21 protein-coding genes are annotated in these 22,370 nt (G+C 68.5%); 10 read left to right on the plus strand and 11 right to left on the minus strand.

Annotated features, from left to right (window positions below; genetic code table 11):
• Positions 1-6: 6 nt before the first annotated feature.
• The 6 genes from ACGFNP_RS19115 (at position 7) to ACGFNP_RS19140 (ending at position 5,192) form a co-directional block, all read left to right on the plus strand.
• Complete coding sequence (locus ACGFNP_RS19115; RefSeq protein WP_358317010.1) at positions 7-1,386, plus strand: ABC transporter permease subunit; 1,380 nt, start codon at positions 7-9, stop codon at positions 1,384-1,386.
• A complete protein-coding gene (locus ACGFNP_RS19120) occupies positions 1,383-2,282 on the plus strand; it encodes a carbohydrate ABC transporter permease (RefSeq protein ID WP_358317008.1) in 900 nt (299 codons plus the stop codon). Before ACGFNP_RS19115 ends, ACGFNP_RS19120 begins: the two co-directional genes overlap by 4 nt.
• 102 nt (positions 2,283-2,384) lie before the next feature.
• Positions 2,385-3,731, plus strand: a complete 1,347-nt coding sequence (locus ACGFNP_RS19125) for a M1 family metallopeptidase (protein ID WP_393320124.1) — start codon at positions 2,385-2,387, stop codon at positions 3,729-3,731.
• A gap of 69 nt (positions 3,732-3,800) precedes the next feature.
• A complete protein-coding gene (locus tag ACGFNP_RS19130; RefSeq protein WP_358317004.1) occupies positions 3,801-4,478 on the plus strand; it encodes a uracil-DNA glycosylase in 678 nt (225 codons plus the stop codon).
• A gap of 10 nt (positions 4,479-4,488) precedes the next feature.
• Positions 4,489-4,812: a hypothetical protein gene (locus tag ACGFNP_RS19135; protein WP_214639065.1), complete on the plus strand. Its 324-nt coding sequence runs from the start codon at positions 4,489-4,491 to the stop codon at positions 4,810-4,812.
• An 89-nt stretch (positions 4,813-4,901) separates the two neighbouring features.
• Positions 4,902-5,192 (plus strand): MTH1187 family thiamine-binding protein, encoded by a 291-nt coding sequence (locus ACGFNP_RS19140; protein WP_358317002.1) that lies wholly within the window; start codon positions 4,902-4,904, stop codon positions 5,190-5,192.
• Positions 5,193-5,290: 98 nt separating this feature from the next.
• Here ACGFNP_RS19140 and ACGFNP_RS19145 read toward each other — a convergent pair whose 3' ends face one another.
• On the minus strand, positions 5,291-6,139 hold the full coding sequence (locus ACGFNP_RS19145) for a CU044_5270 family protein (protein ID WP_358316999.1): 849 nt from the start codon (positions 6,137-6,139) through the stop codon (positions 5,291-5,293).
• A complete protein-coding gene (locus tag ACGFNP_RS19150; protein ID WP_358316994.1) occupies positions 6,132-6,704 on the minus strand; it encodes an RNA polymerase sigma factor in 573 nt (190 codons plus the stop codon). Before ACGFNP_RS19150 ends, ACGFNP_RS19145 begins: the two co-directional genes overlap by 8 nt.
• Positions 6,705-6,947: 243 nt before the next feature.
• Between ACGFNP_RS19150 and ACGFNP_RS19155 the strand changes: the two genes are divergently transcribed.
• A complete protein-coding gene (locus ACGFNP_RS19155) occupies positions 6,948-8,543 on the plus strand; it encodes an FAD-dependent monooxygenase (RefSeq protein ID WP_393320129.1) in 1,596 nt (531 codons plus the stop codon).
• 104 nt (positions 8,544-8,647) lie between these two features.
• Here ACGFNP_RS19155 and ACGFNP_RS19160 read toward each other — a convergent pair whose 3' ends face one another.
• Genes ACGFNP_RS19160 through ACGFNP_RS19175 form a run of 4 tightly spaced genes read right to left on the minus strand, consistent with a single transcriptional unit; the run spans position 8,648 to position 11,506 of the window.
• Positions 8,648-9,469 carry an ABC transporter permease gene (locus ACGFNP_RS19160; protein WP_358316988.1) on the minus strand — a complete coding sequence of 274 codons (822 nt, stop codon included), beginning with the start codon at positions 9,467-9,469 and terminating at the stop codon, positions 8,648-8,650.
• Positions 9,466-9,783: a hypothetical protein gene (locus ACGFNP_RS19165; protein ID WP_393320132.1), complete on the minus strand. Its 318-nt coding sequence runs from the start codon at positions 9,781-9,783 to the stop codon at positions 9,466-9,468. The genes ACGFNP_RS19160 and ACGFNP_RS19165 overlap by 4 nt, the downstream gene beginning before the upstream one ends.
• Positions 9,780-10,709: an ABC transporter ATP-binding protein gene (locus ACGFNP_RS19170; protein WP_393320135.1), complete on the minus strand. Its 930-nt coding sequence runs from the start codon at positions 10,707-10,709 to the stop codon at positions 9,780-9,782. Before ACGFNP_RS19170 ends, ACGFNP_RS19165 begins: the two co-directional genes overlap by 4 nt.
• Complete coding sequence (locus tag ACGFNP_RS19175; protein WP_358316979.1) at positions 10,709-11,506, minus strand: ABC transporter permease; 798 nt, start codon at positions 11,504-11,506, stop codon at positions 10,709-10,711. Before ACGFNP_RS19175 ends, ACGFNP_RS19170 begins: the two co-directional genes overlap by 1 nt.
• A 62-nt stretch (positions 11,507-11,568) precedes the next feature.
• Here ACGFNP_RS19175 and ACGFNP_RS19180 point away from each other — a divergent pair, with 62 nt between their 5' ends.
• Positions 11,569-12,705, plus strand: a complete 1,137-nt coding sequence (locus ACGFNP_RS19180) for a winged helix-turn-helix transcriptional regulator (protein ID WP_393320138.1) — start codon at positions 11,569-11,571, stop codon at positions 12,703-12,705.
• A gap of 203 nt (positions 12,706-12,908) precedes the next feature.
• On the opposite strand, the gene tnpA is transcribed toward ACGFNP_RS19180, so the two are convergent.
• On the minus strand, positions 12,909-13,325 hold the full coding sequence (gene tnpA, locus ACGFNP_RS19185; protein ID WP_393320141.1) for an IS200/IS605 family transposase: 417 nt from the start codon (positions 13,323-13,325) through the stop codon (positions 12,909-12,911).
• Between the two features lie 67 nt (positions 13,326-13,392).
• Between tnpA and ACGFNP_RS19190 the strand changes: the two genes are divergently transcribed.
• The gene (locus ACGFNP_RS19190) at positions 13,393-14,718 is read left to right on the plus strand and encodes an RNA-guided endonuclease InsQ/TnpB family protein (protein ID WP_393320144.1); all 1,326 of its coding nucleotides are present in this window, start codon (positions 13,393-13,395) and stop codon (positions 14,716-14,718) included.
• Positions 14,719-14,856: 138 nt separating this feature from the next.
• Here the strand turns inward: ACGFNP_RS19190 and ACGFNP_RS19195 are convergent, their stop codons facing one another.
• Positions 14,857-15,471, minus strand: a complete 615-nt coding sequence (locus tag ACGFNP_RS19195) for a hypothetical protein (RefSeq protein ID WP_393320147.1) — start codon at positions 15,469-15,471, stop codon at positions 14,857-14,859.
• A gap of 394 nt (positions 15,472-15,865) precedes the next feature.
• On the opposite strand from ACGFNP_RS19195, the gene ACGFNP_RS19200 reads away from it, so the two are divergent.
• The gene (locus tag ACGFNP_RS19200) at positions 15,866-16,015 is read left to right on the plus strand and encodes a hypothetical protein (RefSeq protein WP_393320150.1); all 150 of its coding nucleotides are present in this window, start codon (positions 15,866-15,868) and stop codon (positions 16,013-16,015) included.
• A 353-nt stretch (positions 16,016-16,368) separates the two neighbouring features.
• On the opposite strand, the gene treZ is transcribed toward ACGFNP_RS19200, so the two are convergent.
• Genes treZ through glgX form a run of 3 tightly spaced genes read right to left on the minus strand, consistent with a single transcriptional unit; the run spans position 16,369 to position 22,334 of the window.
• Positions 16,369-18,081, minus strand: coding sequence for a malto-oligosyltrehalose trehalohydrolase (treZ, locus tag ACGFNP_RS19205; protein WP_358316961.1), 1,713 nt, complete (start codon positions 18,079-18,081; stop codon positions 16,369-16,371).
• Positions 18,071-20,248, minus strand: coding sequence for a malto-oligosyltrehalose synthase (gene treY, locus ACGFNP_RS19210; protein WP_393320153.1), 2,178 nt, complete (start codon positions 20,246-20,248; stop codon positions 18,071-18,073). The genes treZ and treY overlap by 11 nt, the downstream gene beginning before the upstream one ends.
• Entirely contained in the window at positions 20,241-22,334 is a 2,094-nt protein-coding gene (glgX, locus tag ACGFNP_RS19215) for a glycogen debranching protein GlgX (protein ID WP_358316955.1), read from the minus strand. The genes treY and glgX overlap by 8 nt, the downstream gene beginning before the upstream one ends.
• Between the last annotated feature and the right edge of the window lie 36 nt (positions 22,335-22,370).

Below are 22,370 nucleotides of genomic sequence, written 5' to 3' on the forward strand. Positions count from 1 at the left end.
AAGGCCGTGACCGAACGGTTGGACGGCCCGCAGGCCCCGCTCGAGGATGAAACCTCGGGCGGGTCCGCCTCCGGACCTGATGAAACCCCCCGAAAGCAACGCCTCATCGGCCCCTCGCCGACGGTCGCTCTCGCCTTCCTCCTCCCGGCGGCCGTGCTGCTGGGGATCTGGGTGGTCTACCCGATCGTCTACTCGATCTTCCGCAGTCTCTTCGACGCCACCGGCAGCGGGTTCGTCGGCCTGGGCAACTACACGACGATCTTCACCGATCCGGGCATGCTCACCACGATCAGGAACAACCTGATCTGGGTGGTCGTCGCCCCGATCATCGTGACCACGCTGGGCCTGATCTTCGCGGTGCTCACCGAGCGCATCAAGTGGGCGACCGCGTTCAAGCTGATCGTGTTCATGCCCATGGCGGTCTCGCTCATGGCCGCGGGCGTGATCTTCCGGCTCGTGTACGACGAGGACCCGGACAAGGGCGTGGCCAACGCCGTACTCACCACGATTCACGACACCTTCTCCTCCTCGCAGGGCTACCCCGAGGCGCGCCCGCGCGAAGGCGACCAGTCGGCGGTCGCGGCGGACAAGGGCGCGGTCGTCACCAAGCAGCCCGCCCAGGCGGGCCAGCCGGTGCTGATCCCGATCGTCGGCATCAAGCCGCAGATGATCCCGAGCGACGCGCAGCCCGCCAAGGCCGCGCCACCGGGCACCGACCTGTCCGGGACCGTGTGGTTCGACTTCACGGCGGGCGGCGGCGGCAAGAACGGCGCGGTCGACGCCACCGAGAAGGGCCTGCCCGGCATGACCGTGGAAGCGGTCAAGGACGGCAAGGTGGCCGGCACCGCCACGACGGCCGACGACGGCACCTTCCGCTTCGACGGGCTGCCCGCGGGCTCCTATGTCGTACGGCTGCCGCAGTCGAACTTCCAGGCCGCCTACCACGGCCTGACCTGGCTCGGCCCGACGCTCATCACACCCGCGATCATCGGCGCCTTCATCTGGGTGTGGGCCGGGTTCGCCATGGTGCTGATCGCCGCCGGGCTGGCGGCCATCCCGCGTGACTCGCTGGAGGCGGCCCGCATCGACGGCGCCACGGAGTGGCAGGTGTTCCGCCGGATCACCGTGCCGCTGCTGTCGCCGGTGCTGCTCGTCGTCTTCGTGACGATGATCATCAACACGCTGAAGGTGTTCGACCTGGTCTTCATCATCGCGCCACCATCGGTCCAGCCACAGTCGAACGTGGTCGCGCTGGAGATGTGGCGGGTCTCGTTCGGCGGCGGGAACAACCAGGGACTGGGCAGCGCGCTCGCGATCTTCCTGCTCATCCTGGTCCTTCCCTTCATGATCATGAATATCCGCCGGTTCAGGAGGGAAGACACGTGACGACGGCAACCGCCGCGGCACCCGCAGAGGTGCATGCGGGCGCTCCCCGCAGAACCGTGATCACGCGGATCGTCGACCGTCTCGGCGGCGGCGCCGTCCAGGTCGTGATGGTGCTGCTCGGCCTGTTCTGGCTGGTCCCGACGCTCGGCCTGATGGTCGTCTCGCTGCGCTCGGTGAAGGTCAACAGCGCCGAGGGCTGGTGGACCATCTTCACCAAGCCCGCCGAGCTGACCATCCAGAACTACAGCAACCTGCTGGCGAGCGGCTTCACCGCGTCGTTCTGGAACACCGTGTTCATCACGGTGCCCACCACGATCCTGGTGATCGGGATCGCCGCGATGGCCGCCTACGCGTTCGCGTGGATGGACTTCCCGGGCCGCGACCTGGGGTTCCTGATCGTGGTCGGGCTGCTCATCGTGCCGATCCAGATCGCGCTGATCCCGGTCGCCAGCTTCTACGGCGGCATCGGCATCTTCGGCACGATCCCCGGCGTGGTGCTTTTCCACGTGGCGTTCGGACTGCCGTTCGCGATCTTCCTGCTCCGGAACTTCTTCGTCGGCATCCCGTCGTCTCTGCTGGAGGCGGCTCGGATGGACGGGGCGTCGGAGGTGACGATCTTCATTCGGGTGGTGTTCCCGCTGGGCAAGCCGGCGATCGCGTCGCTCGGTATTTTCCAGTTCCTCTGGGTATGGAATGACATGCTCATCGCGCTGGTCTTCGCCAACCCGGAGAACCAGCCGATGACCAAGGCACTCCAGTCTCAGATGCGGCAGTTCGGGTCGAACGTGGACATCCTCTCCTCGGGTGCCTTCCTGTCGCTGATCATCCCATTGGTCCTCTTCTTCGCCTTCCAGCGCTACTTCGTGCAGGGCATGATGGCCGGTTCGGTGAAATAGACGACGCGGAAGCCCACCGGACGCGGGGGCAGGGGCGTCCGCCTGCCGAGGGAGGCAGGCGGGCGCCCGTAACGCTCCCTTTCACGGATGCGAAAATCAGCCATGAAGCTCCTCGCGCTGGCAGTCGCCACTTCCCTCGCCTTCGGCGCCGCTCCCGGCGCGCCGGGAGCGGGGGATCCGTACTTCCCGCAGCAGGGCAACGGCGGCTATGACGCCGGGCACTACGACCTCGCGCTGGGCTACGACCCGGGCCCCAACCGGCTGAGCGGCGTGGCGACGATCACCGCCCGGGCCACGCAGGAGCTGAGCCGCTTCGACCTGGACCTGGTCGACACCCTGGCCGTGCGGTCCGTCATGGTGAACGGCGCGGCGGCCGCGTTCAAGCGCAGCGGCCCCGAACTCGTCGTCACCCCGCCCGGCACGCTGGCCTCGGGGCGCCCCTTCTCCGTCGTGGTCCGCTACGACGGCAAGCCGGCATCCGTCGTCGACCCGGACGGCTCGCGCGACGGCTGGATCCGTACGGACGACGGCGTGTTCAACGCCAACGAGCCGCAGGGCGCGATGTCCTGGTACCCCGGCAACCACCACATGACGGATAAAGCCACCTACCGCTTCACGGTGACCGTGCCGAGCACGCGGGTGGCGGTGGCCAACGGCGACCTGGTGTCGAGGACGTCCCAAGGCGGTCGTACGACGTACGTGTGGAACTCCAGGGAGCCGATGGCCAGCTACCTCGCCACCGTCACCATCGGAAAATTCCAGCTTTCCGACACCAAGATCGGAAATTTCCGTGTAATCACTGCTGTGGACCCACGGGACGCTGCGAAAGCCGGAGACTTCGCCAAGCGCCACAAACCCATCCTTGACTACTTCGGCTCGCTCTTCGGCCCCTACCCGTTCTCCTCGACCGGCGGCATCATCGACCACGCGCCGGACGTCGGCTACTCCCTGGAGACGCAGACCCGCCCGATCTACCCCAAAGTGCCGAGCGAGTCGCTGCTCTCCCACGAGCTCGCCCACCAGTGGTTCGGCGACGCCGTGACGCCGACGCGGTGGAAGGACATCTGGCTCAACGAAGGCTTCGCCACCTACGCCGAATGGCTCTGGCAGGACAAGCTGGGCACCAAGAAGCTCCAGGACTCCTTCGACGAGGCCTACAGCCGTACCCCGGAAGACGAGTTCTGGCAGACGCCCACCGCGGACCCGGGCGGCCCGGCCAAGCTCTTCGACGACCCCGTCTACGACCGCGGCGCGATGACACTGCACGTCCTGCGGAGCACGGTCGGCGACGCGGCGTTCTTCACCATCCTCAGGACCTGGGTGAACGACCACAAGTACGGCAACGCCGACACGGCCGGCTTCATCTCCCTGGCTCAGCGCGTCTCGGGCAAGGATCTCGGCACGCTCTTCGACCTCTGGCTGTTCCAGCGGGGCAAGCCCACGCTGTGATCATTCTGGTACGGCGGTCGTCCGGATTCGGGCCGCAAGCCGTACCAGACCTGACTAAGCTCAACGGCCATGGCCAGTCGTCCCTTGAACGAAGTCGTCGAAGCCGGATGGGCCAGTGCGCTCGAACCGGTCGCCGAGCGTGTCTCCCAGATGGGTGAGTTCCTCCGCAACGAGATCGCCGAAGGCCGGCAGTATCTCCCCGCGGGCGCCAACGTACTGCGCGCCTTCAACCAGCCCTTCGACGACGTCAAGGTGCTGATCGTGGGCCAGGACCCCTACCCCACACCGGGTCACCCCATCGGGCTGTCGTTCTCCGTCGCCCCCGATGTGCGGCCGCTGCCCGGCAGCCTGCTCAACATCTACAAGGAGATGGAGACCGACCTCGGACTGCCGCGCCCGGCCAACGGCGACCTGACTCCCTGGGCCGACCAGGGCGTGCTGCTGCTCAACAGGGTCCTCACCGTGATGCCCGGCAAGCCCGCCTCCCACCGGGGCAAGGGCTGGGAAGAGGTCACCGAGCAGGCCATCCGCGCGCTGGTGGCCCGCGACAAGCCGATGGTCGCGATCCTGTGGGGCCGTGACGCGCGCAACCTGGCACCGATGCTCGGCAGCGTCCCGCGCATCGAGTCCGCGCACCCGTCGCCGCTGTCGGCACGCAACGGATTCTTCGGCTCCAGGCCCTTCAGCCGCGCCAACGAGCTCCTCGTCCAGCAAGGCGCCGGTCCGGTCGAGTGGAAGCTGCCCTAGCATCTTCGCCATGAGTGATAACGAGAAATTCCTGCGCCTGACGGTCGAGCTGACCGTCGAGGTGCTCGACGTGGATGCGCTACAGGCCGCCGCGCTGGCCGAGATCCGGCACCCCGACGCCGAGCTCACCGACGACGAGCGCGTCGAGCAGGCCGAGCTCGTCAAGTCGGACGACACCGGCGCCTCGGCCCTGCAGTGGCTGATCGAGCCCGACCACGTCCTGCAGCTCGTCGACCACATCGACGAGATCGAGCCCCGCGAGGCCGTCCTGGGCGTCGAGCCGTCCGACGGCCCCAGCGAGGAAGAGGAAGAGGACGACCACGAGCACGCTTGAGTCCAGTGCGGGCCGCGGCGCTTCTTGTCCGGCACCGTGGCCCGCGCTGTGAGTTCTGAGCGTTCCAAGAGTTCTGAGGGGGCACTCACTTGATCGTCGCATTCTCGATCACGCCGCTGGGCGTCGGCGAGGGGGTCGCCGAGCCAGTCGCGCGCGCCGTCAAGGTGGTGCGGGAGAGCGGGCTGCCCAACCAGACGGACTCCATGTTCACCACCATTGAGGGTGAGTGGGACGAGGTCATGTCCGTGGTCAAGCGGGCTGTGGACGCGGTGGCCGAGGTGGCGCCCCGGGTCAGCCTGGTGCTGAAGGCCGACCTGCGACCCGGCGTCACGGACGGCATGACCAGCAAGGTCGCCGCCGTCGAACGACTCCTCTCCTGACCGTCACGGGTCCTCTCACCGGCCGGACCTGGCGGGCGCCCCTGTGGCCGACCAGGCCATGGCCTGCGAGATCATTCGCTGGTTGGGAGCGGCGGCGTCTACTGGGGAGGCTGGTCCGTCCAGTCGGTGGTCACCGAGATGAATCCGAAAGGGTCCCCCGCGATGCTGCCGTCGTCGCCGAGGAGATAGTTGGTGCGCGTCACCCGAGCGGTGTCGGGATCGACGACCAGTTTGATCTCCGACTCGCCGTCAGGGTCAGCGATCAGCAGCTCCTCCCCGTCGTCGACCGTGCCCGTCCTCTTGACCTCCGGCATCGCGGCCAGGGCTCGGAACGCCGCGGAACGGACCTCCGACGGCGCCGGCAGCTCCGTGATCAGCGCGATCAGCGCGAGATTCCGCTCTTTGGATGCGGCCAGGCCGCTGTCATCCACCGGAAGCTCGTCGATCCGCGCTTTCAACGCCTCCGGATCCGTCGGCAGCCGGTCGAGGTCCTCGAAGGCCACCTTGACGCCCTTGAGCGCGAGGGGGGCCGGATCCGTGACGACGGCGTCGGGAGGGTCGCCCGGCTCGCCCTTGGACCAGCGTCTGCCGTCTCGGCTGGTCCAGCTCTCTTCCTGCGGCATTTCCGGGTCGCTCCACTTACGTGTGACGTGCCAGTAGTCGCCGGAACCTTCGGGCGTACGTTCCGCACTGACAGCGGCCATGAGCAGGACCTCCCTGCCCGAGACCGGTGCGCCGGCGGGCGCGGTCACGCTCGTGGCGATCACGGTCACGGCCGCCGCGGCGGCGGTGGCCAGAGCGAGTCCCGGCATCAGCCACCCGATCCGCCGCCGCGCGCGCCGGCCCCGCATCCTGTCCTGGAGCCGGTCCCTGCTGTCATTGATCGCCTCTGTGGGCGGCTCCGGCTTGGCCAGCAGGGTGGCGAGCGTGTTGTCCAGATCATCCATGGACGGTCTCCTTGTCGATGAGAGCGTGGATCTTCGTGCGGGCCCGGCTGAGCCTGGAGCCCACGGTGCCGGTGGAGATGCCGAGCGCCTGGGCCACTTCGTCGTAACTGAGCTCGCCCAGGGCCACCAGCAGCAGGACGTCGCGCTCGCCGCTGGACAGCACGGCGAGCGCCTTGGCCAGGTACGGCTGCATGCGCTGAGCGGCGACAGAGGAGACGACCCGGTTCTCGTGGCCTTCCATGACAGGGTCCGGACCCAGCCGGGCCAGCGCCCGATAGTGGCGGGTCTCCTTGCGCCGGTGCCTGGCGATCAGGTTGGTGGCGAAGCCGAACAGCCAGGGGCGCAGGCTCCCGCGTTCCGGGTCGAACCGGTCGCGCCGGTCGAAGGCCAGCAGGAACGTCTCGGCCGTGATGTCCTCGGCGATCTGCGTGTCCAGCCGACCGGCCACATATAGGTAAATGTCGCGGTAATAGCGGTCGTGCACGGCGGTGAACAGGTCAGGGTTTCCCCGGAACCGGACGACCAGTTCAGCGTCGGTCAGTTGTTCGCCCACGTCGGCGATCAAGTTCTTATCTCCGGCATAAGCCCGCCTTCCGGGGTTGTGGTCACTTTCCCCCATCCTTCGCCGCAAGCCAGGATCTTCTTCCGCGCTCGTGCCTCGGGTCGGGGATCGGCGCCACGCACACCCCGTGGATTGATCCTCCACCTCAACCCGATTTCGAGATATGTCTTGACCCGTCTGTTGAACGCGACATATCGTGTGCTCCGACCAATGACGCGATATTACGCGTTCCCGGAGGTGGGTTCAGTGCACGAGCGAGTACCCGTTCTTGTCGTCGGCGGCGGTTACGCCGGGTTGAGTGCGGCGGCGCTGCTGGCGTGGCGCGAAGTGCCCGTCATGCTGGTCGAACGGCATCCCAGTACGTCGATCCAGCCCAAGGCTTTCGGGGTGGGACCCAGAGCCCTCGAGTTACTACGGCCGGTGCCCGGAGTCGAGCAGTCGCTGCGGGAAATCTCGCAGGGCATCGGTGACGGCATGCGCATCGCGATCGCGCCCAACCTGGCCGACCCGAACCCGCACATGATCGTGACAAACGAGGCGGAGGAGTTCGCCTTTCTCGCCGACGTCACACCCGTCACGCAGGTGGGCGCCCCGCAGGCGGAGGTGGAGCGGGTGCTGCGGGCCAAGGCCGAGGAACTGGGGGCGGATCTGCGTTTCTCCACCGAGCTGGTCTCTCTGGAGCAGGACGCCGAGGGTGTCACCGCGGTCATCCGCGCGGACGGCGTCGACAGCGTCGTACGAGCCGACTACGTCGTGGCCGCCGACGGCTTCCGCAGCCCGTTGCGCACCCGGCTGGGGTTCCCCACTTCAGGCAAGGGTGAGCTGGGGTTGATGTGCTCGATCATGTTCGACGCCGATCTGACGGGGCTGGTACGCGAGCGCGAGGTCACGCTCTGGTACCTGCAGAACGAGGTCTTCACCGGCGTCATCGTGACCGGCACGGGCGTGGGCTCGCATGTGGTGGGCGTCAACTACGACCCCGCCAAGGGTGAGAGCGAGGCCGACTTCACCGAGGAACGCTGCGTCGAGCTGGTACGGGTGGCGACCGGCGTGCCCGACCTCGACGTTCGGGTGCTCGACAAGACCACCTTCGCCATGGCGCACACTCTGGCCGACCGTTACCGCGACAGGCGGGTGTTCCTGGCCGGCGACGCGGCGCACACGATGCCGCCCACCGGCGGGCAGGGCGGGAGCACCGCGCTGCAGGACGGCTGCGACATCGCGTGGCGGCTCTGGCTGGTGGCGACCGGGCAGGCCGGACCGGACTTCCTCGACAGCTACGATGCCGAACGGCGTCCCATCGGCACGCTGACGGCCGACGCCCAGCTCGCGAACCTCGGCGTCCGGATGCCCCCCGCGATGCGTACCGACTACCCGGAACCGCTCGAAGACCCCATGGGCGTCATCATCGGATATCGCTACCGCTCGGCGGCGATCCTGGAGGAGCCCGGTGACGACGGGGGTCTCCTGGAGGATCCGCGCGTACCGACTGGGCGTCCGGGCAGCCGTGCCCCGCACGTGGCGCTCGACTGGGACGGCCAGCTGATCTCGACCATCGATCTGTTCGGGTTCGGGTTCGTACTGATCGCCGGGCCCGATGGGCGGTCCTGGATGGACGCCGGGCGGCTGGTCAAGGAGCGGCTGCGCATCCAGCTCACCCGGGTGCTGGTGGACGAAGAGCTGATGGACGTCGAGGGCCGCTGGGCGGAGAGGTACGGCGTGGGCAGGGGCGGCGCCGTGCTGGTCCGCCCCGACGGCTACGTCGCCTGGCGCTCACCGAGCACCGACCCGGACCCCGCGACCACCCTCGAACGCGTCCTCAGGCAGGTGCTCAGCCGCTGACGGGGGCTAGGAGGGCCGCGGCCACCCGTGCGCACCCCCGCCTCCGCACGCTGACGGCACCCGGAAGAGGCGAGCCGCTAGCGAAGTGGCACCGGCAACCCGCCTCAGAACAGGCGCAACTGCCCGGTTCGCTGAGCTCGGGCCTCTCCCAGCCGGAGCGCCCCGACCGCCGCGAGCAGTAAGACCCCGGACAGTACGGTCAGCCCGGCCAACTCCCCGGCCAGGTCGCCGATGCCCTGCCCGTCGAGCAGCGCGCCGCGCACGACCGCCAGGCTGCCGGTGAGCGGAAGCACCGAGCCGACGGCCCGGATCCAGCCGGGCAGCGCGAACACCGGCAGCCGCACCCCGCTGGCGAACCACATCGGATCGTCCAGCAGCGTGTAGAGGAAGGCGGCGTCCCTGGAGAAGATCAGCACACTGTTCAGGAACGCCCCCCACGCCACCGCGGGCACCAGCATGGCCAGGAAGACCACCGCGTACATAGCCGGATGCGCCACGTTCACCACGTCCAGCAGCGTGAACATCGCCACCGCGAAACAGGCGAACAGCCAGGCGTTCTGCACCAGCGCGGCGAACCCGTTGGCGACGACCACGGCCAGCCGGTTCGCGGGTGACAGGAAGAGGAGTTCCAGCGTGCCGGTCTGGCGCTCCATGGAGAAGTGCCAGGCCGACTGCACCAGCGAGAAGAAGAACGTGAACCCGAGCGCCCCCGTGGCCAGGAAGGCCAGCAGCCGTTCCGGGTCGGCGGCGAGCGGCCAGCGCTCGGCGATGCCCGGCGTCGCGGCCAGCGGCCGGAGCGTGTAGTAGGTCTCGGCGAGCTTCAGCAACGGCCAGACCAGCATCGAGAACAGGACCAGCTTGCTGCCGAAGATCTGGCGGTGCTGCTTGAGCGCCTCGGCCCGCATGACCTTCAACGCGTGCCTCACGTCATCACCTGCCACCGGCTGGTGCGGTTGCCGAGCGCGCGGGCCGTACAGCCGGTGCCGGTCTCCGTGCGGCACCACGACGGCGTAGCGCCCACTTCCGCGTGGGCCCACGACGAAGTGGCACCCACCTCCGCGCGGGCCCACGACGAAGTGGCACCCACCTCCGCGCGGGCCCACGACGAAGTGGCACCCAGCTCCGACCGGGCCCACAACGGGGTGACGCCCAGCCGCAGGCGGCACCACGTCGACGTCACGCCCATCCCCGTACGGCACGGCGACCAGGTCGTACCCGTCCCCTCGTGCCGCCCGATCACGCGACCACCTCCAGCGAACGATCGCTCAGCGCGAGGATCGCGTCCTCAAGGGACGGCTCCACGATCTCCAGCCCGCCGAGTGTCCCGCCCGACTCGATGATCGTCGTGGTCAGCGCCCCGGTCAGGTCGTCCGGATGGTTCAGCTCGACCACCCCGCCCGGTGCGAGGCGTACGCTGCTGTCGAAGGCCAGCGCGGCGGCCTCGATCTGGGGCGACAGGTTCGTGACCGTGATCCGGACCGTGCGATGACAGCCGGTCTGGGCCATCAGCTCGGCCGGCGAGCCCGCCGCGAGGTGGCGGCCGTCGCCGATCACGTACACGTGCTCGCAGAGCTGCTCGACCTCCGCCAGGTAGTGGCTGGTGAGGAGCACGCCCTTGCCCTGCTCGGCCAGCCCGGCCACGACCTTGCGCAGGTCACGGGCGATCGGCGCGTCGAGCCCCAGCGTGGGCTCGTCGAGCAGCAGGTAGTCGGGGTCGTTGATCAGGCCGCGGGCGATGGACAGCCGCTGGGTCATGCCGCGTGAGTACTGTTCGACCCGCGTGCCGGCGGCATGTGTCAGCCCGACGAGTTCGAGCAATTGGCCGATGCGCGGCTTGAGCACCTTGGTGGGGATGTCGTAGAGCTGGCCGAAGTACCAGAGATTCTCCCGGCCGGTCATGCGCGCGTAGACCATGCGCTCGCCGCCGGCGATCAGGTTGATCCTCTTGCGTACGGCATGTGGCTGCCTGACCGGGTCGAGGCCGCCCACGCTGACGGTGCCGGACGTCTGCCGGAGCAGCGTGGCCAGGATTTTGATGGTGGTGGTCTTGCCGGCGCCGTTCAGCCCGAGCAGCCCGGTGACGCGGCCGCCGGGGATCGACAGGTTCAGGCCGTCGACGGCCACCTTCGCCCCGAACTCCTTGCGCAGGTTCACGGTCTCGATCATCAATAACTCCGTTCCATGGCCCTGCGCTCCGCCCAGGGCATCGCGAGGAATCCGGCGGCGGTGTAGGCGAGGCCGAGCGCGACGGCTACGGCGAGGCGGCCTGGATCCAGCCCGGTGCCGCCGGTGAAGACGCCGCGGATCACGTCCATGGCGGCCGTCACCGGCACCGCCTCGCCGAGCCATCGGACCGCCTCAGGGAGGTACTCCCTCGGAAAGGCGAACCCGGACAGCAAGGCAATCGCGTGGAACACACTGTTCTGGGTGATGTGCGCCTCACCGGCGACGATCATCACGTTGCTCAGCACGGCCGACATCCCGAACACCGCCAGCGCCAGCCCCGCCACGGCCAGCACCGCGTCCACCGCTCCCGTCGGCGCCGGCCGTACCCCGAACAATGCCGCGCACCCGAACAACACCGCCACCTCGACCGCCACCGCGGTGAAGGCGAACGCGGAGAACCCCAGCAGGTAGGGCAGGCGCCGCGCCGGAGCCACGATCAGCGCGCCCATCGTGCCCTCGCGCTGCTCCTGGATCATCGCCTTGCCGGTCCAGAGAATGCCGTGCACGACGAACATGTACGCGGCGGCGCCCACAGCGATGTATCCGAGATAGTCGCCGGTGCCCGCCTTCCCGCGGAACTCCGCGGAGATCTCACCACCCGCCACGGCCCGCAGCCCCAGATAGGCCAGCCCGATGGTGAAGACACCCAGCAACAGGTTGCCGATGAAGTACGACCAGGGGTAGGCCCGCCTGGTCACCAACCACGACCGTCTCAGGGTCGCCCATGCCACGCTCATGAGTCTCCTTTGGGAACTGACTGAGTTTCTATCAGAGACTCACTTGGCGGTAAAGTCGCGGTATGGCTAGAGAGCTGCGCTCGCAGGACACCGAGTGCTCGATCGCGCAGGCGGCCGCCGTGGTGGGCGACTGGTGGAGCCTGCTCATCGTCCGCGAGGTGACGCGCGGCCACCGCCGGTTCGACGACCTGCTGGGCGAACTAGGCATTTCCCGCAAGGTCCTAACGGAACGGCTCAAGCACCTGGTGGAGCACGGGGTGCTGGTACGGGAGCCGTATCAGAGCGGGCCGGTGCGCTACGAGTACGTGCTCACGGACGCGGGGTGGGCGCTGGCGCCCATGCTGATCACCATGCAGGACTGGGCGGATCGCTGGCTCCTCGGCGACGGCACCCTCACAGGGGTGGCGGCACCACGAAGCGCGGAAGCCGCCCGCGTCCACGCCCTGGTCGGCACCCGCATCCCAGACCCTCTGTCGCTGCCCGGCACCATCAGCCGCCCGCGAGCCACCACTGACCGGCCTGGCACCGCCCACCAGCTACCCGCCATCACCGACCAGACCAGCACCGCCGACCACCCACCGACCACCTCCGGCCAGACCGACACCGTCGCCGCCGAGCCCCGAGATGCGGTCACCCATCCACCACTCACCACCGACCAAACCCGCACCACCAACCACGCATCGCCCACCTCCGGCCAGATCGCCAGCCGTCCACCGATCGCTGTCGGCCGACCAACGGGGGTGGGTGAGCGAACGCCGCTGGTCGATGTCGTGGCGGAGGCGCGGGCGACGGTCCTGTTCGGCTATCCGGCGACGGGCATGCCCGCCCCGCTACCGCCCGGCTGGAATCAGGTCCCGGGGGCAGTGGGCTGCACGCTCGAGAACCGCATCTTCCGCGACAGGCACGCCGAGTTCGCCGCCCGTGACATCGCCATCCACGGAGTGAGCACCCAACGACCTGATGAGCAAGCCGCCTTCGCCACCGCGGAAGGCATCCCGTTCCCCCTGCTCTCGGACATGGACCTGCGGCTCGCGGCGGCCCTCCGCCTCCCCACGTTCCGCGCCGGCCAAGCCCTGCGGCTCAAGCGCCTGATCCTGGTCGTGGACCGCCTCCGCGTGATCCGCCACGTCATCTTCCCCGTACTCGACATCCCGGCCGCCATCACCGAGGCACTGACAGTCGCTGAGACCATTACCTGATCCCGCACACGCCCCGGGCGAACCGTCGGCCCCCTGCGAGCTACTAACAGAACGATTCGCCGGTCGACCGCTGGTCGAAGGCATTACCGAAGGTCCGCAGAAAGCCTCGGCGTTCAGTTCAGGCCGGGCGTGAATGCGGCCTGTCGGGGATGGGCCGCCGGAGGCGGGACAGCCTGGGGCGCGTTGCGCGGATCCAGAACCGGTCAGGTGGGGCGGCGCTGTTGTTCGATGTATGCGTTGATGATGGTGAGTGGGGCTCCGCCGCAGGAGGCGGCGAAGTAGGAGGGTGACCAGAAGTGGCCGTGCATGATGGCCTGGTCAACCCGGCCGGTGAACTCCTTGCGCAGGTAGAAGGATGAGACGCCCTTCAGCGAGTTGACGAGTTTGGAGACCGCCATCTTCGGGGGGTAGTGGACGAGGAGGTGGACGTGGTCGTGTTCGCCGTTGAACTCGCGGAGTTCGGCCTCGAAGCTGTCGCACACCTCGACCATGATGTCCTCACAGCGTCGCAGCATCGCGTCGTCGAACACGTTTCGGCGATATTTGGTGACAAAGACCAGATGGACATGCATCGCGGAAACCACATGTCTGCCTCGCCGGTATTCCACTTCGCGGCTCATAGACCAGATGATAATGTGTTCGAGTCGAGGAGAGGTGAGTGCCGCACGGAGAAGGGGGTGTTCCCTCGTGTTGGCGGGCCGCAAGTACCGGCTGGAGTTCGACTTCGGGCAGCGGGTGTTCGCCGAGCGGCTGGGCGGGATCTGCCGCAGCGTGTGGAACACCGGCCTCGAACAGCGCCGCGAATACCGGCGGCGAGGCGTGTACCTCAGCTACGAGGAGCAGTGCGCGCAGCTCGCCGAGGCGAAGAAGGATCCGTACTGCGACTGGCTCGCCGACGCCCCCGCTCAGGTCATCCAGCAGACGTTGAAGGACCTGGACCAGGCGTGCCGCAAGCACGGCACGTGGAAGGTCGGTTGGAAGTCGCGGACGAAGTGGAAGCCGTCGTTTCGGTTCCCCACCGCGAACCACACCCCCGTCGAGCGGATCAACCGCGGGTGGAGCCGGGTGTTCCTGCCGAAATTCGGGTGGGTGAGGTTCCGGATGTCGCGCCCGCTGGGTGGGGTGGTGAAGTCCGCGACCGTCTCCCGTGACGGCCGGCATTGGTTCATCTCGTTCCTGGTGGAGGACGGCCTGGCTCAGGTGGAACATCACATCCATCCCGGCGCGCACGCCGGGGTGGACCGGGGTGTGGTCACGGCCGTGGTCACCTCCGACGGGGAGTTCTTCGACCGCCGCCACGCCGGGACCGGCAGCGTGTCCAGCCTGGTGCCGCCTCCTGAGCGCAAACAGGACAGGCAGGCCGATCCCGGGTTCCTCGCTCCGGGCGAGGCGGAACGCTATCTGCGGCTCCAGCGGCGGCTTGCCCGCTCGAAGAAGGGCTCCCGGCGGCGTCGACAGGTCGTCGCGGCGATGGGCGCCATCATGCGCCGCGTCCGGTGGCGTCGCGCGGATTTCCACGCGCAGACCGCGCACCGGCTCACCCGCCGCTACGGCGTCGTGGTCCTGGAGAACCTCGACATCGGCGCTATGACCATCGCCGTGCGGCCCAGGCCCGACCCCGACCAGGTGGGCCGATACCTGCGCAATGGGGCGGCGGCCAAATCCGCCTTGAACAAGGCGATCCTGGACAAGGGCTGGTACGGCCTGGAGACCGCCCTGCGGAGCAAGGCCCGCTACACCGGGACCGTCGTCGCGAAGGTCCCGGCCCCGTACACGTCGCAAACGTGCCCGGCACCTGCCTGCGGGAAGGTGGATGACAAGAGCCGCGAGAGCCAAGCGGTCTTCTCCTGCACCGCCTGCGGGCACGCCGAGCACGCCGACATCGTCGGGGCGAAGAACACGTTGGCCAGATATCGGGCGGCCGGGCTGGTCGTCCCAGGGCGTGGAGACCCATCCGGGTCGGTGAAGCGTCAAGCACCCCGTCCCACAGCACGCGCCGCACAAGCGGCATGAGCTGCCGCGAAAGCGGCACGGGAATCTCCGTCCTTCAGGGCAGAGAGCAGGTCAAGGTCAACGTCTTCGAAAGCGTAGCGTCCACATGGTTCTACGAACGGTGAGCATGTGGGTTCCTCCTTGGAAGGCTGTGGCCGGTTATGCCACGAGGGCTGGCGACGGGTCCGTCAAGTTACAGCCGACGACCATCGGCATGTCGTGGGTGGTGCGCTGGGTGGCGCACAGCCAGTCGTTGAGCGAGCCGGTGAAATCCGATGGCGGGCCCACCTTGAGGTGAGTGACAGGAGCTGTGCCAGGGGGTGGACCGGCTTTGGGAGAGGCGGCCTGGTCCATGGCGGGGGGTGGACCGGCTTTGAGGTAGGCGAGCTGGCCGGCGCCGGGAGACGGACCGACCTTGAGCCGGCCGATGCGGCCGATGCGGCCGTGGCCGGACGGGTCGGCGTCGCAGGGGGTGAGGTGGACGGCGAACGGTGAGCCGCCATGGCCCGCTGCGGCTTCTATTCGCTGGTGGTCGTCGATCACGCGCTCGGTGGCATCCGGGTGGGTCGCGACGAAGGCCAGGTGATCGGTGACGAGGTGGTCGGCCACTCTGCGGAGCACGCGCGTGGCGCACAGACTGTGGGCGCAAGCCGCGCCGTCGAGTGTGATCTCGGGCAGGCCGAAGCGACTCAGCCCCCTGGACGTGACGCGGAGGCAGTCGCAGGCGCCGGTGTCGGCCGGGTCCCACGGCGGGCAGGTGGCGTCCCCGTGCACTTGCACGTCCCAGCCCAGCCAATCATCGGCCAGCCGGAAGCCGGATGGCTCGCCCCCAGTCCGGAAGCCATATGGCCCGCCTGCGGTCCGGAATCCGGACGGTTCGCCCGCCGTCCGGACAGCGGGCGGCTCACCAGCAGTCCGCAAGCCAGTCGACTCATCAGCTGTCCCGAAGCCGGCTGGCTCGTCAGCGGTCCGCAAACCGGCGGGCTCGCCAACTGCACGAAAACTGGCTGCACCAGACCCCCCGAATGGGGTCGGGGCTTCTCGTCGCCGACGACGACCAACCGGCCCGGAAGGCGATCCCGAGGCGGCCGAATGGAAGCCGCCCGAGCTGTGTGGCCGTGAAGAAGCGGTGGGGTCATCGGTGTCTCGCTCGCAGGTGAGGAGGGTGATGCCGGTCAGTGGGTCGATGACCAGGCCGCCGCACTCCTGGGCGACCGCGCGGGCCGCGGCGCGGGCCACCTGGGTGCTGGTGGGCAGTGCGTGCGGGGGCGCTGTGGAGGAGATCATGACGTGCTGCTGGGCCCGGCGGAGCAGGTGACGCTCCTCGACCGCCAGCGTCACGCCGGCCGGTCGCCAAGGGGTCCGGTGATGGGTGACAGTGAGGAGCGGACTGCCCAGGGCCGCGCTCACCGCCCGTCTGTACGGCCTGCCGACCCGCCATGGCACGAACGACTCGATGTCGAAGGGGACCCGCTCGACAGGGACGATGAAGTGGGACGTCAGCCGGTCAAACAAGGGGAGAGTGATCTTCACGAAGGCCTCCAGAGTGCGGTGAGGCACTCAGGATCGGCGACCGGAAGGCAGGTACGCGGAGGCGAACGACATTCTGGGGATAACCCTCGGCCGCCGGCTCAGGGCTGTGGACAAAGGTACCGGGGACAAAGGTACCGGTCAGGGCGCCGATCTGAAGATCGCCAACGTCTGCCCCGGCAGCCAGACACCATCCTCACCAGCAGCGACCGGCTCATCAGAGGCCAACAGAACAGCCCCCACAGAAACCGGCAAAGTCACAGAGTCCTCCCCGAAATTGACGGTGACGCACAGCGACCCCCGCCACATGACCAGCCACTTCCCCACCGGATCGAACTCCACCCGAACCCCATCGAACCGCGGATCAGACAGCTCAGGCAGCGCCTTACGCAGCGCGATCAGGTCCCGATACCAGCAGAGCAACGACCAGTGAACCTCCTGCTTCACCTCATCCCAATCAAGCTTGGACCGCACGAACGTCTCCACCCGCGACGGATCAGGCGCGTCCCACGCGTACCCGAACCCGTCGAACTCCCGCTCCCGACGCCCGCCCTCACTCTCCCGCAGCTGCGCATCGACGTGGTCGGAGAAGAACAGGAACGGCGTACCGGCCCCCCACTCCTCCCCCATGAACAGCATCGGAGTGAACGGCGAGGTCAGCAGCAGCCCGGCGCCGAGTTTGAGCGCGGAGACCGGCAGCCTGTCGCCCAGCGGCCGGTTGCCGATCTGGTCGTGGTTCTGCAGGCAGGCGACCAGCCGGTGACCGGGCACGCCAGCGAACGACGCGCCGTGCGTGCGGCCGCGGAAGCTCGACCAGCCGCCGTCGTGCACGACACCGCAGGTCAGCGCCTTGGCCAGGGTGGACAGGTTGGTGAAGTCGGCGTAGTAGCCGTGGCTCTCGCCACTCACCGCGCAGTGCAAGGCGTGGTGGACGTCGTCGTTCCACTGCGCGGTCATGCCCAGCCCGCCCGCGTCGCGGGAGCGGACCATGCGGGGGTCGTTCAGGTCGGACTCGGCGATGAGCGACAGCGGCCTGCCCACCGCGCAGGACAGCGCGTCCACCTGGTCGGACAGCTCGGCCAGCAGGTGCGTGGCCCGCCTGTCGTGCAGCGCGTGCACGGCGTCGAGCCGCAGCCCGTCGATGTGGTAGTCACGCAGCCACTGCACCGCGTTCTCGATGAAGTAGCGGCGCACCTCATCGGACCCCGGCCCGTCGAGATTCACCGCCTCGCCCCAGTAGCTGCCCTCGAATCCGGCGAAATAGGGTCCGAACGGGTGCAGGAAGTTCCCGGATGGTCCCAGGTGGTTGTAGACGACGTCGAGGATGACGCCGATGCCGGCGCGGTGGCAGGCGTCGACGAACGACTTGAGCCCGTCAGGGCCGCCGTACGTCTCGTTGACCGCGTACAGATCCACCCCGTCGTAGCCCCAGTTGCGCCCGCCGGGCACCGGGGCCACCGGCATGACCTCCACGAAGTCGACGGACAGCTCGACGAGGTGCGGCAGCTTCTCGATGGCCGCCTCGAAGGTGCCGGTCTGGGTGAACGTGCCGATGTGCAGCTCGTAGACCACCGCGCCGCGCAGGTCACGGCCGGTCCACTCGTGGTCGGCCCACGTGTAGTGCGCGTGGTCGTAGACGGCGCTGGGCCCGAAGACGCCGTCGGGCTGGCGTCGGGAGCGGGGGTCGGGGTAGGGGCCTTCGCCGTCGAGTACGTACCGGTAAAGGGTCCCGTGCCCGGCCTCGGGCACGTCGGCCGACCACCAGCCGCCCTCGCCGGCGCTCATCGCCCGGCGGCCGTCGAAGACGTCGACCTCCACGGTCGCGGCGTTCGGTGCCCACACCTCAAAGATCATGTCTCTCCAGCAGCGCGACAGGGTATCGGGCGAGCAGGTGAGCAAGGGGGATGCGGCCCGTGTAGAGGCCGCCGGTGAGCAGTTCGCGCCAGGTGCCGGCGGGCAGGGTCAGCGTGGTGCCGCCCCAGCCGAGGCACATCTCCCGCTCTCCGACGCGTACATCCTCGGCTTGCGCTCGGCGGGCCAGCCGGACGGGGAGCCGCGTGGCGACCGCGACCGCCTGCGGCGGGTCGTCGCCGCGGGCGAAGGCGATCGCGTGCTCCGCCGCCTCTCCGTCGGCCAGGATCGGCGTGTACGGTGCGGCGGGGTCGAGCCGGCGGCGCAGCCGCAGCGCCTGGGTCGTCACGGCGAGCTTGGCCGCGTCCCAGCGGGACATCGGCGACCGCCCGAACGTCACGGGGCGCCGGTTGTCCGGATCGACCAGGGAGAAATCGGTCAGCTCATTGCCCTGGTAGACGTCCGGCACCCCCGGCATCATCAACTGGACGAGCTTGGCCCCGAGCGAGTTGGCCATGGCGAAGGCGTCGACGCGCTCGGTGAACTCGCCCACCGGCAGCTTCACCGCCGCGGCCGCGAAGTCGCGCAGCCGCTGCTCGTACCCCTGATCCGGCTTGACCCAGGAGATGGCGGTCTTCGCCTCCCGAGCCGCCTTGAGCAGGTATTCCGCGAACCGCTCGGCGGAGATCGGCCAGGCCGCCATGAGGTTCTGCCAGGCCAGGTAGTCGAGCCGCGGGTCGAAGCTCACGGCCGCCGACCATTCGGACACCGCCTGGGCCCACTCGCCGGGCAGCTCCGACAGCACGGACAGCCGGGCGCGTACGTCCTCCGACCGCTTGGTGTCGTGGGTGGACAGCGTGGTCATCGTGTGCGGCCGCAGCTCACGGCAGAACGCGTGGAACTCCGCCACCGGGACGCCGAACAGGTCCGGATCGCCGCCGACCTCGTTCAGGCACGACAGGGGGAACCACCGGTACAGCGCGGTGTCCTCGACCCCCTTGGCCATGACCGGGCCGCAGGTCTGCTGGAACCGGGTGATCACGTCGGCCGGGCCATACAGGACCTGCTGAACGAACGGCTGCACGGCGGGCGAGCATTCGGCGGCGGCCCGTTCGACGATCTCCACCGATTCGGGCGGGGGCGGCTCGCCCGGCGTCATGTACGCCCGGTACACCGGCATCGCGGCGAGCAGCTCGGCGACCGCGGCGGGTTCGCAGCCGGCGGCGCGGGCCAGGCGGCGGATCTCGGCGCCGAAGAACAGCTCGATCACCTCGCGCTTGGCCTCGGCCACCACCGGCCGGAAGTCGGCCGGCTGACCGGTCAGCCGGGTGAACAGCTCGACCAGCGGCGCCTCGCCGGCCGGATCGACGAACAGGCCGTTGATCCGGTTCAGGACCTCGTAGCCGGTGGTGCCCTCGCAGGCCCAGTCCTCGGGCAGCCGTTCCTCGCCGATGAGGATCTTCTCCACGACCGTCCAGGCGCCGCCGGACCTGGCACGCAGCCGTTCGAGGTAGCCGCGCGGATCGGCCAGCCCGTCCGGATGGTCGACGCGCAGCCCGTCGACCAGGCCCTCGTCGAGCAGCCAGAAGATCACCTCATGGGTGGCGAAGAGCACCTCCGGGTCCTCGACGCGCAGCCCGATGAGCGACGAGACGTCGAAGAAGCGCCGGTAGCCCGGCCCCTGACGCCAGTCGACCAGCCGGTAGTGCCCGGGGTGGGGGAACACGTGCTCGTGGTAGCGCAGCACGTCGCCGTCGACCACCGGCTCGACGTCATCGCCGAGCACCGGCAGCGCCACCTTCCCGCCGTCCCAGTCGATGTCGAACCAGCGGGCGTACGGCGAGTCCGGGCCTTCGGCCAGCACGGACCAGAACTGGGCGTTCGTGGTGTTCATGTGGTTGGGCACGATGTCGAGGACGATGCCGAGATCCTGCGCGGCCAGCAGCTCGGCCATCTCGCGGAACCCCTTGGCGCCGCCGAACTCCTCCCGGATCCGGGAGTGGTCCGTGACGTCGTAGCCATGCAGCGAGCCGGGCGTCGCCTGGAGGATCGGCGACAGGTAGACGTGGCTGACGCCCAGATCCCGCAGATAACCGGCGATCTCCCCCACCTGGGCGAACCCGAAGTCGGGCGTCAGCTGGACCCGATAGGTCGACACCGGCCTAGACACGCCGGAGCACCCGTACGCTGCGACCAGGCACCGCGATCCCTTCCCCCGCTCGGCACATCCGGACTTCCAGGAAGATCGGCATGGCGGTGTCGATCTCGGTCTGCCACATCTCGCCATAGTCCTTCGGGATCGTGAACTGGATCGTCTCGTTGTGGGCGTTGAACAGCAGCAGGAACGAGTCATCCCTGATCGGCCGGCCGCGCCTGTCGGGCTCGGTGATCGCCTCGCCGTTGAGGAAGACGGCCAGCGACTTGGCGTATCCGACATTCCAGTCGTCGTCCGTCATTTCCTCCCCCGTCGGTGTGAGCCACGCGATGTCGCTCAGGCCGCGCACCGGCTTGCCGTAGAAGAAGCGTCTGCGCCGGAACACCGGATGCTTCTTACGCAGTGCGGCCAGGCGCTGCGTGAACTCCAGCAGCAGCCAGTTCTCCCTGACGTCGGACCAGTCGACCCAGGTCAGCTCGTTGTCCTGGCAGTAGCCGTTGTTGTTGCCATCCTGGGTACGGCCCAGTTCGTCGCCATGGGAGAGCATCGGCACGCCCTGCGACAGGAAGAGCGTGGTCAGGAAGTTGCGCTTCTGCTGCTCGCGCAGCGACTCGATGGCCGGGCCCGCCGGACCCTCCGCACCGCAGTTCCAGGACCGGTTGTCGTCGGTGCCGTCGCGGTTGCCCTCCTTGTTGGCCTCGTTGTGCTTGCCGTCGTACGAGACCAGGTCCTGCAGGGTGAAGCCGTCGTGGCAGGTGACGAAGTTGATCGAGGCGGCGGGACGGCGGCTGTCGTCCAGGTAGAGGTCGCTGGAGCCGGTGAACCTGGAGCCGAATTCGGGCAGCGTCGCGGGCTGCCCCCGCCACAGGTCGCGGATGGTGTCACGGTAGCGGCCGTTCCACTCCGTCCATCGCGACGGGAAGTTGCCGACCTGGTAACCGCCCGGCCCCAGGTCCCACGGCTCGGCGATGAGCTTGATCTGCGACAGCACCGGGTCCTGCTGGACCAGGTCGAAGAAGGAGCTCAGCCGGTCGACCTCGTGCAGTTCCCTGGCCAGGGTCGAGGCCAGGTCGAAGCGGAACCCGTCGACGTGCATCTCGATGACCCAGTAGCGGAGCGAATCCATGATCATCTGGAGTACGTGGGGCGAACGCATGAGCAGGCTGTTGCCGGTGCCCGTGGTGTCCAGGTAGTAACGCTTGTCGCCGTCGACCAGCCGGTAGTAGTCGGGATTGTCGATGCCCCGGAACGACAGCGTCGGGCCGAGATGGTTCCCCTCGGCCGTGTGGTTGTAGACGACGTCGAGGATGACCTCGATCCCCGCCTCGTGCAGCGCCCGCACCATGGCCTTGAACTCCAGCACCTGGCCGCCCCGCTGCCCCTGGCTGGAGTAGCGGTTGTGCGGCGCGAAGAAGCCGATCGAGTTGTAGCCCCAGTAGTTGGACAGCCCGCGCTGCTCCAGGATGTCGTCGGTGACGTACTGGTGGACGGGCATCAGTTCGATCGCCGTCACGCCGAGCTTGGTGAGGTGATCGATGATCTCCGGGTGACCGAGTGCCGCGTAGGTGCCGCGTATGTGCTCGGGGATCTTCGGGTTACTGATGGTCAGGCCGCGCACGTGCGCCTCGTAGATCACCGTGTCGTGGTACGGCGTCGCGGGCGGCCTGTCGTGCCCCCACCCGAAGAACGGATTTATCACGATCGAGCGCGGCATATAGGGCGCCGAGTCGGCATCATTACGCGCGTCGGGCTGCCCGAAAGGGTAGCCGTACACCGCCTCGTTCCAGGTGACACCACCCTCGATCGCCATCGCGTACGGGTCGAGCAGCAGCTTGGCCGGATTGCACCGCAACCCCTGCGCCGGCTCGTAGGGCCCGTGGACGCGGTAGCCGTAGCGCTGACCCGGCCCGATGCCCGGCAGGTAGCCGTGCCAGATGAACCCGTCCACCTCGGCGAGCGGAACCCTGGACTCCGCGTTGTCCTCGGAGAACAGGCAGAGCTCAACCTTGTCGGCGGCCTCCGTATAGAGGGAGAAGTTGGTGCCCGCCCCGTCATAGGTCGCCCCGAGAGGATAGGGGTCTCCCGGCCAGATTTCGATCATCGAGGCTCCCTTGCCGTCTTTCCCATGTTCCGTTCC

It is taken from the genome of Nonomuraea sp. NPDC049269 (genome assembly GCF_043197155.1).
GTDB lineage: Bacteria > Actinomycetota > Actinomycetes > Streptosporangiales > Streptosporangiaceae > Nonomuraea.

Excerpts from the sequence above, each read along its gene's own strand:
- ACGFNP_RS19125 (WP_393320124.1), top strand. The coding sequence starts at position 2,385 with ATGAAGCTCCTCGCGCTGGCAGTCGCCACTTCCCTCGCCTTCGGCGCC.
- ACGFNP_RS19130 (WP_358317004.1), top strand. The coding sequence starts at position 3,801 with ATGGCCAGTCGTCCCTTGAACGAAGTCGTCGAAGCCGGATGGGCCAGT.
- ACGFNP_RS19135 (WP_214639065.1), top strand. The coding sequence starts at position 4,489 with ATGAGTGATAACGAGAAATTCCTGCGCCTGACGGTCGAGCTGACCGTC.
- ACGFNP_RS19145 (WP_358316999.1), bottom strand. The coding sequence starts at position 6,139 with ATGGATGATCTGGACAACACGCTCGCCACCCTGCTGGCCAAGCCGGAG.
- ACGFNP_RS19170 (WP_393320135.1), bottom strand. The coding sequence starts at position 10,709 with ATGATCGAGACCGTGAACCTGCGCAAGGAGTTCGGGGCGAAGGTGGCC.
- ACGFNP_RS19175 (WP_358316979.1), bottom strand. The coding sequence starts at position 11,506 with ATGAGCGTGGCATGGGCGACCCTGAGACGGTCGTGGTTGGTGACCAGG.
- ACGFNP_RS19180 (WP_393320138.1), top strand. The coding sequence starts at position 11,569 with ATGGCTAGAGAGCTGCGCTCGCAGGACACCGAGTGCTCGATCGCGCAG.
- tnpA (WP_393320141.1), bottom strand. The coding sequence starts at position 13,325 with ATGAGCCGCGAAGTGGAATACCGGCGAGGCAGACATGTGGTTTCCGCG.
- ACGFNP_RS19200 (WP_393320150.1), top strand. The coding sequence starts at position 15,866 with ATGCCGGTCAGTGGGTCGATGACCAGGCCGCCGCACTCCTGGGCGACC.
- treZ (WP_358316961.1), bottom strand. The coding sequence starts at position 18,081 with ATGATCTTTGAGGTGTGGGCACCGAACGCCGCGACCGTGGAGGTCGAC.
- glgX (WP_358316955.1), bottom strand. The coding sequence starts at position 22,334 with ATGATCGAAATCTGGCCGGGAGACCCCTATCCTCTCGGGGCGACCTAT.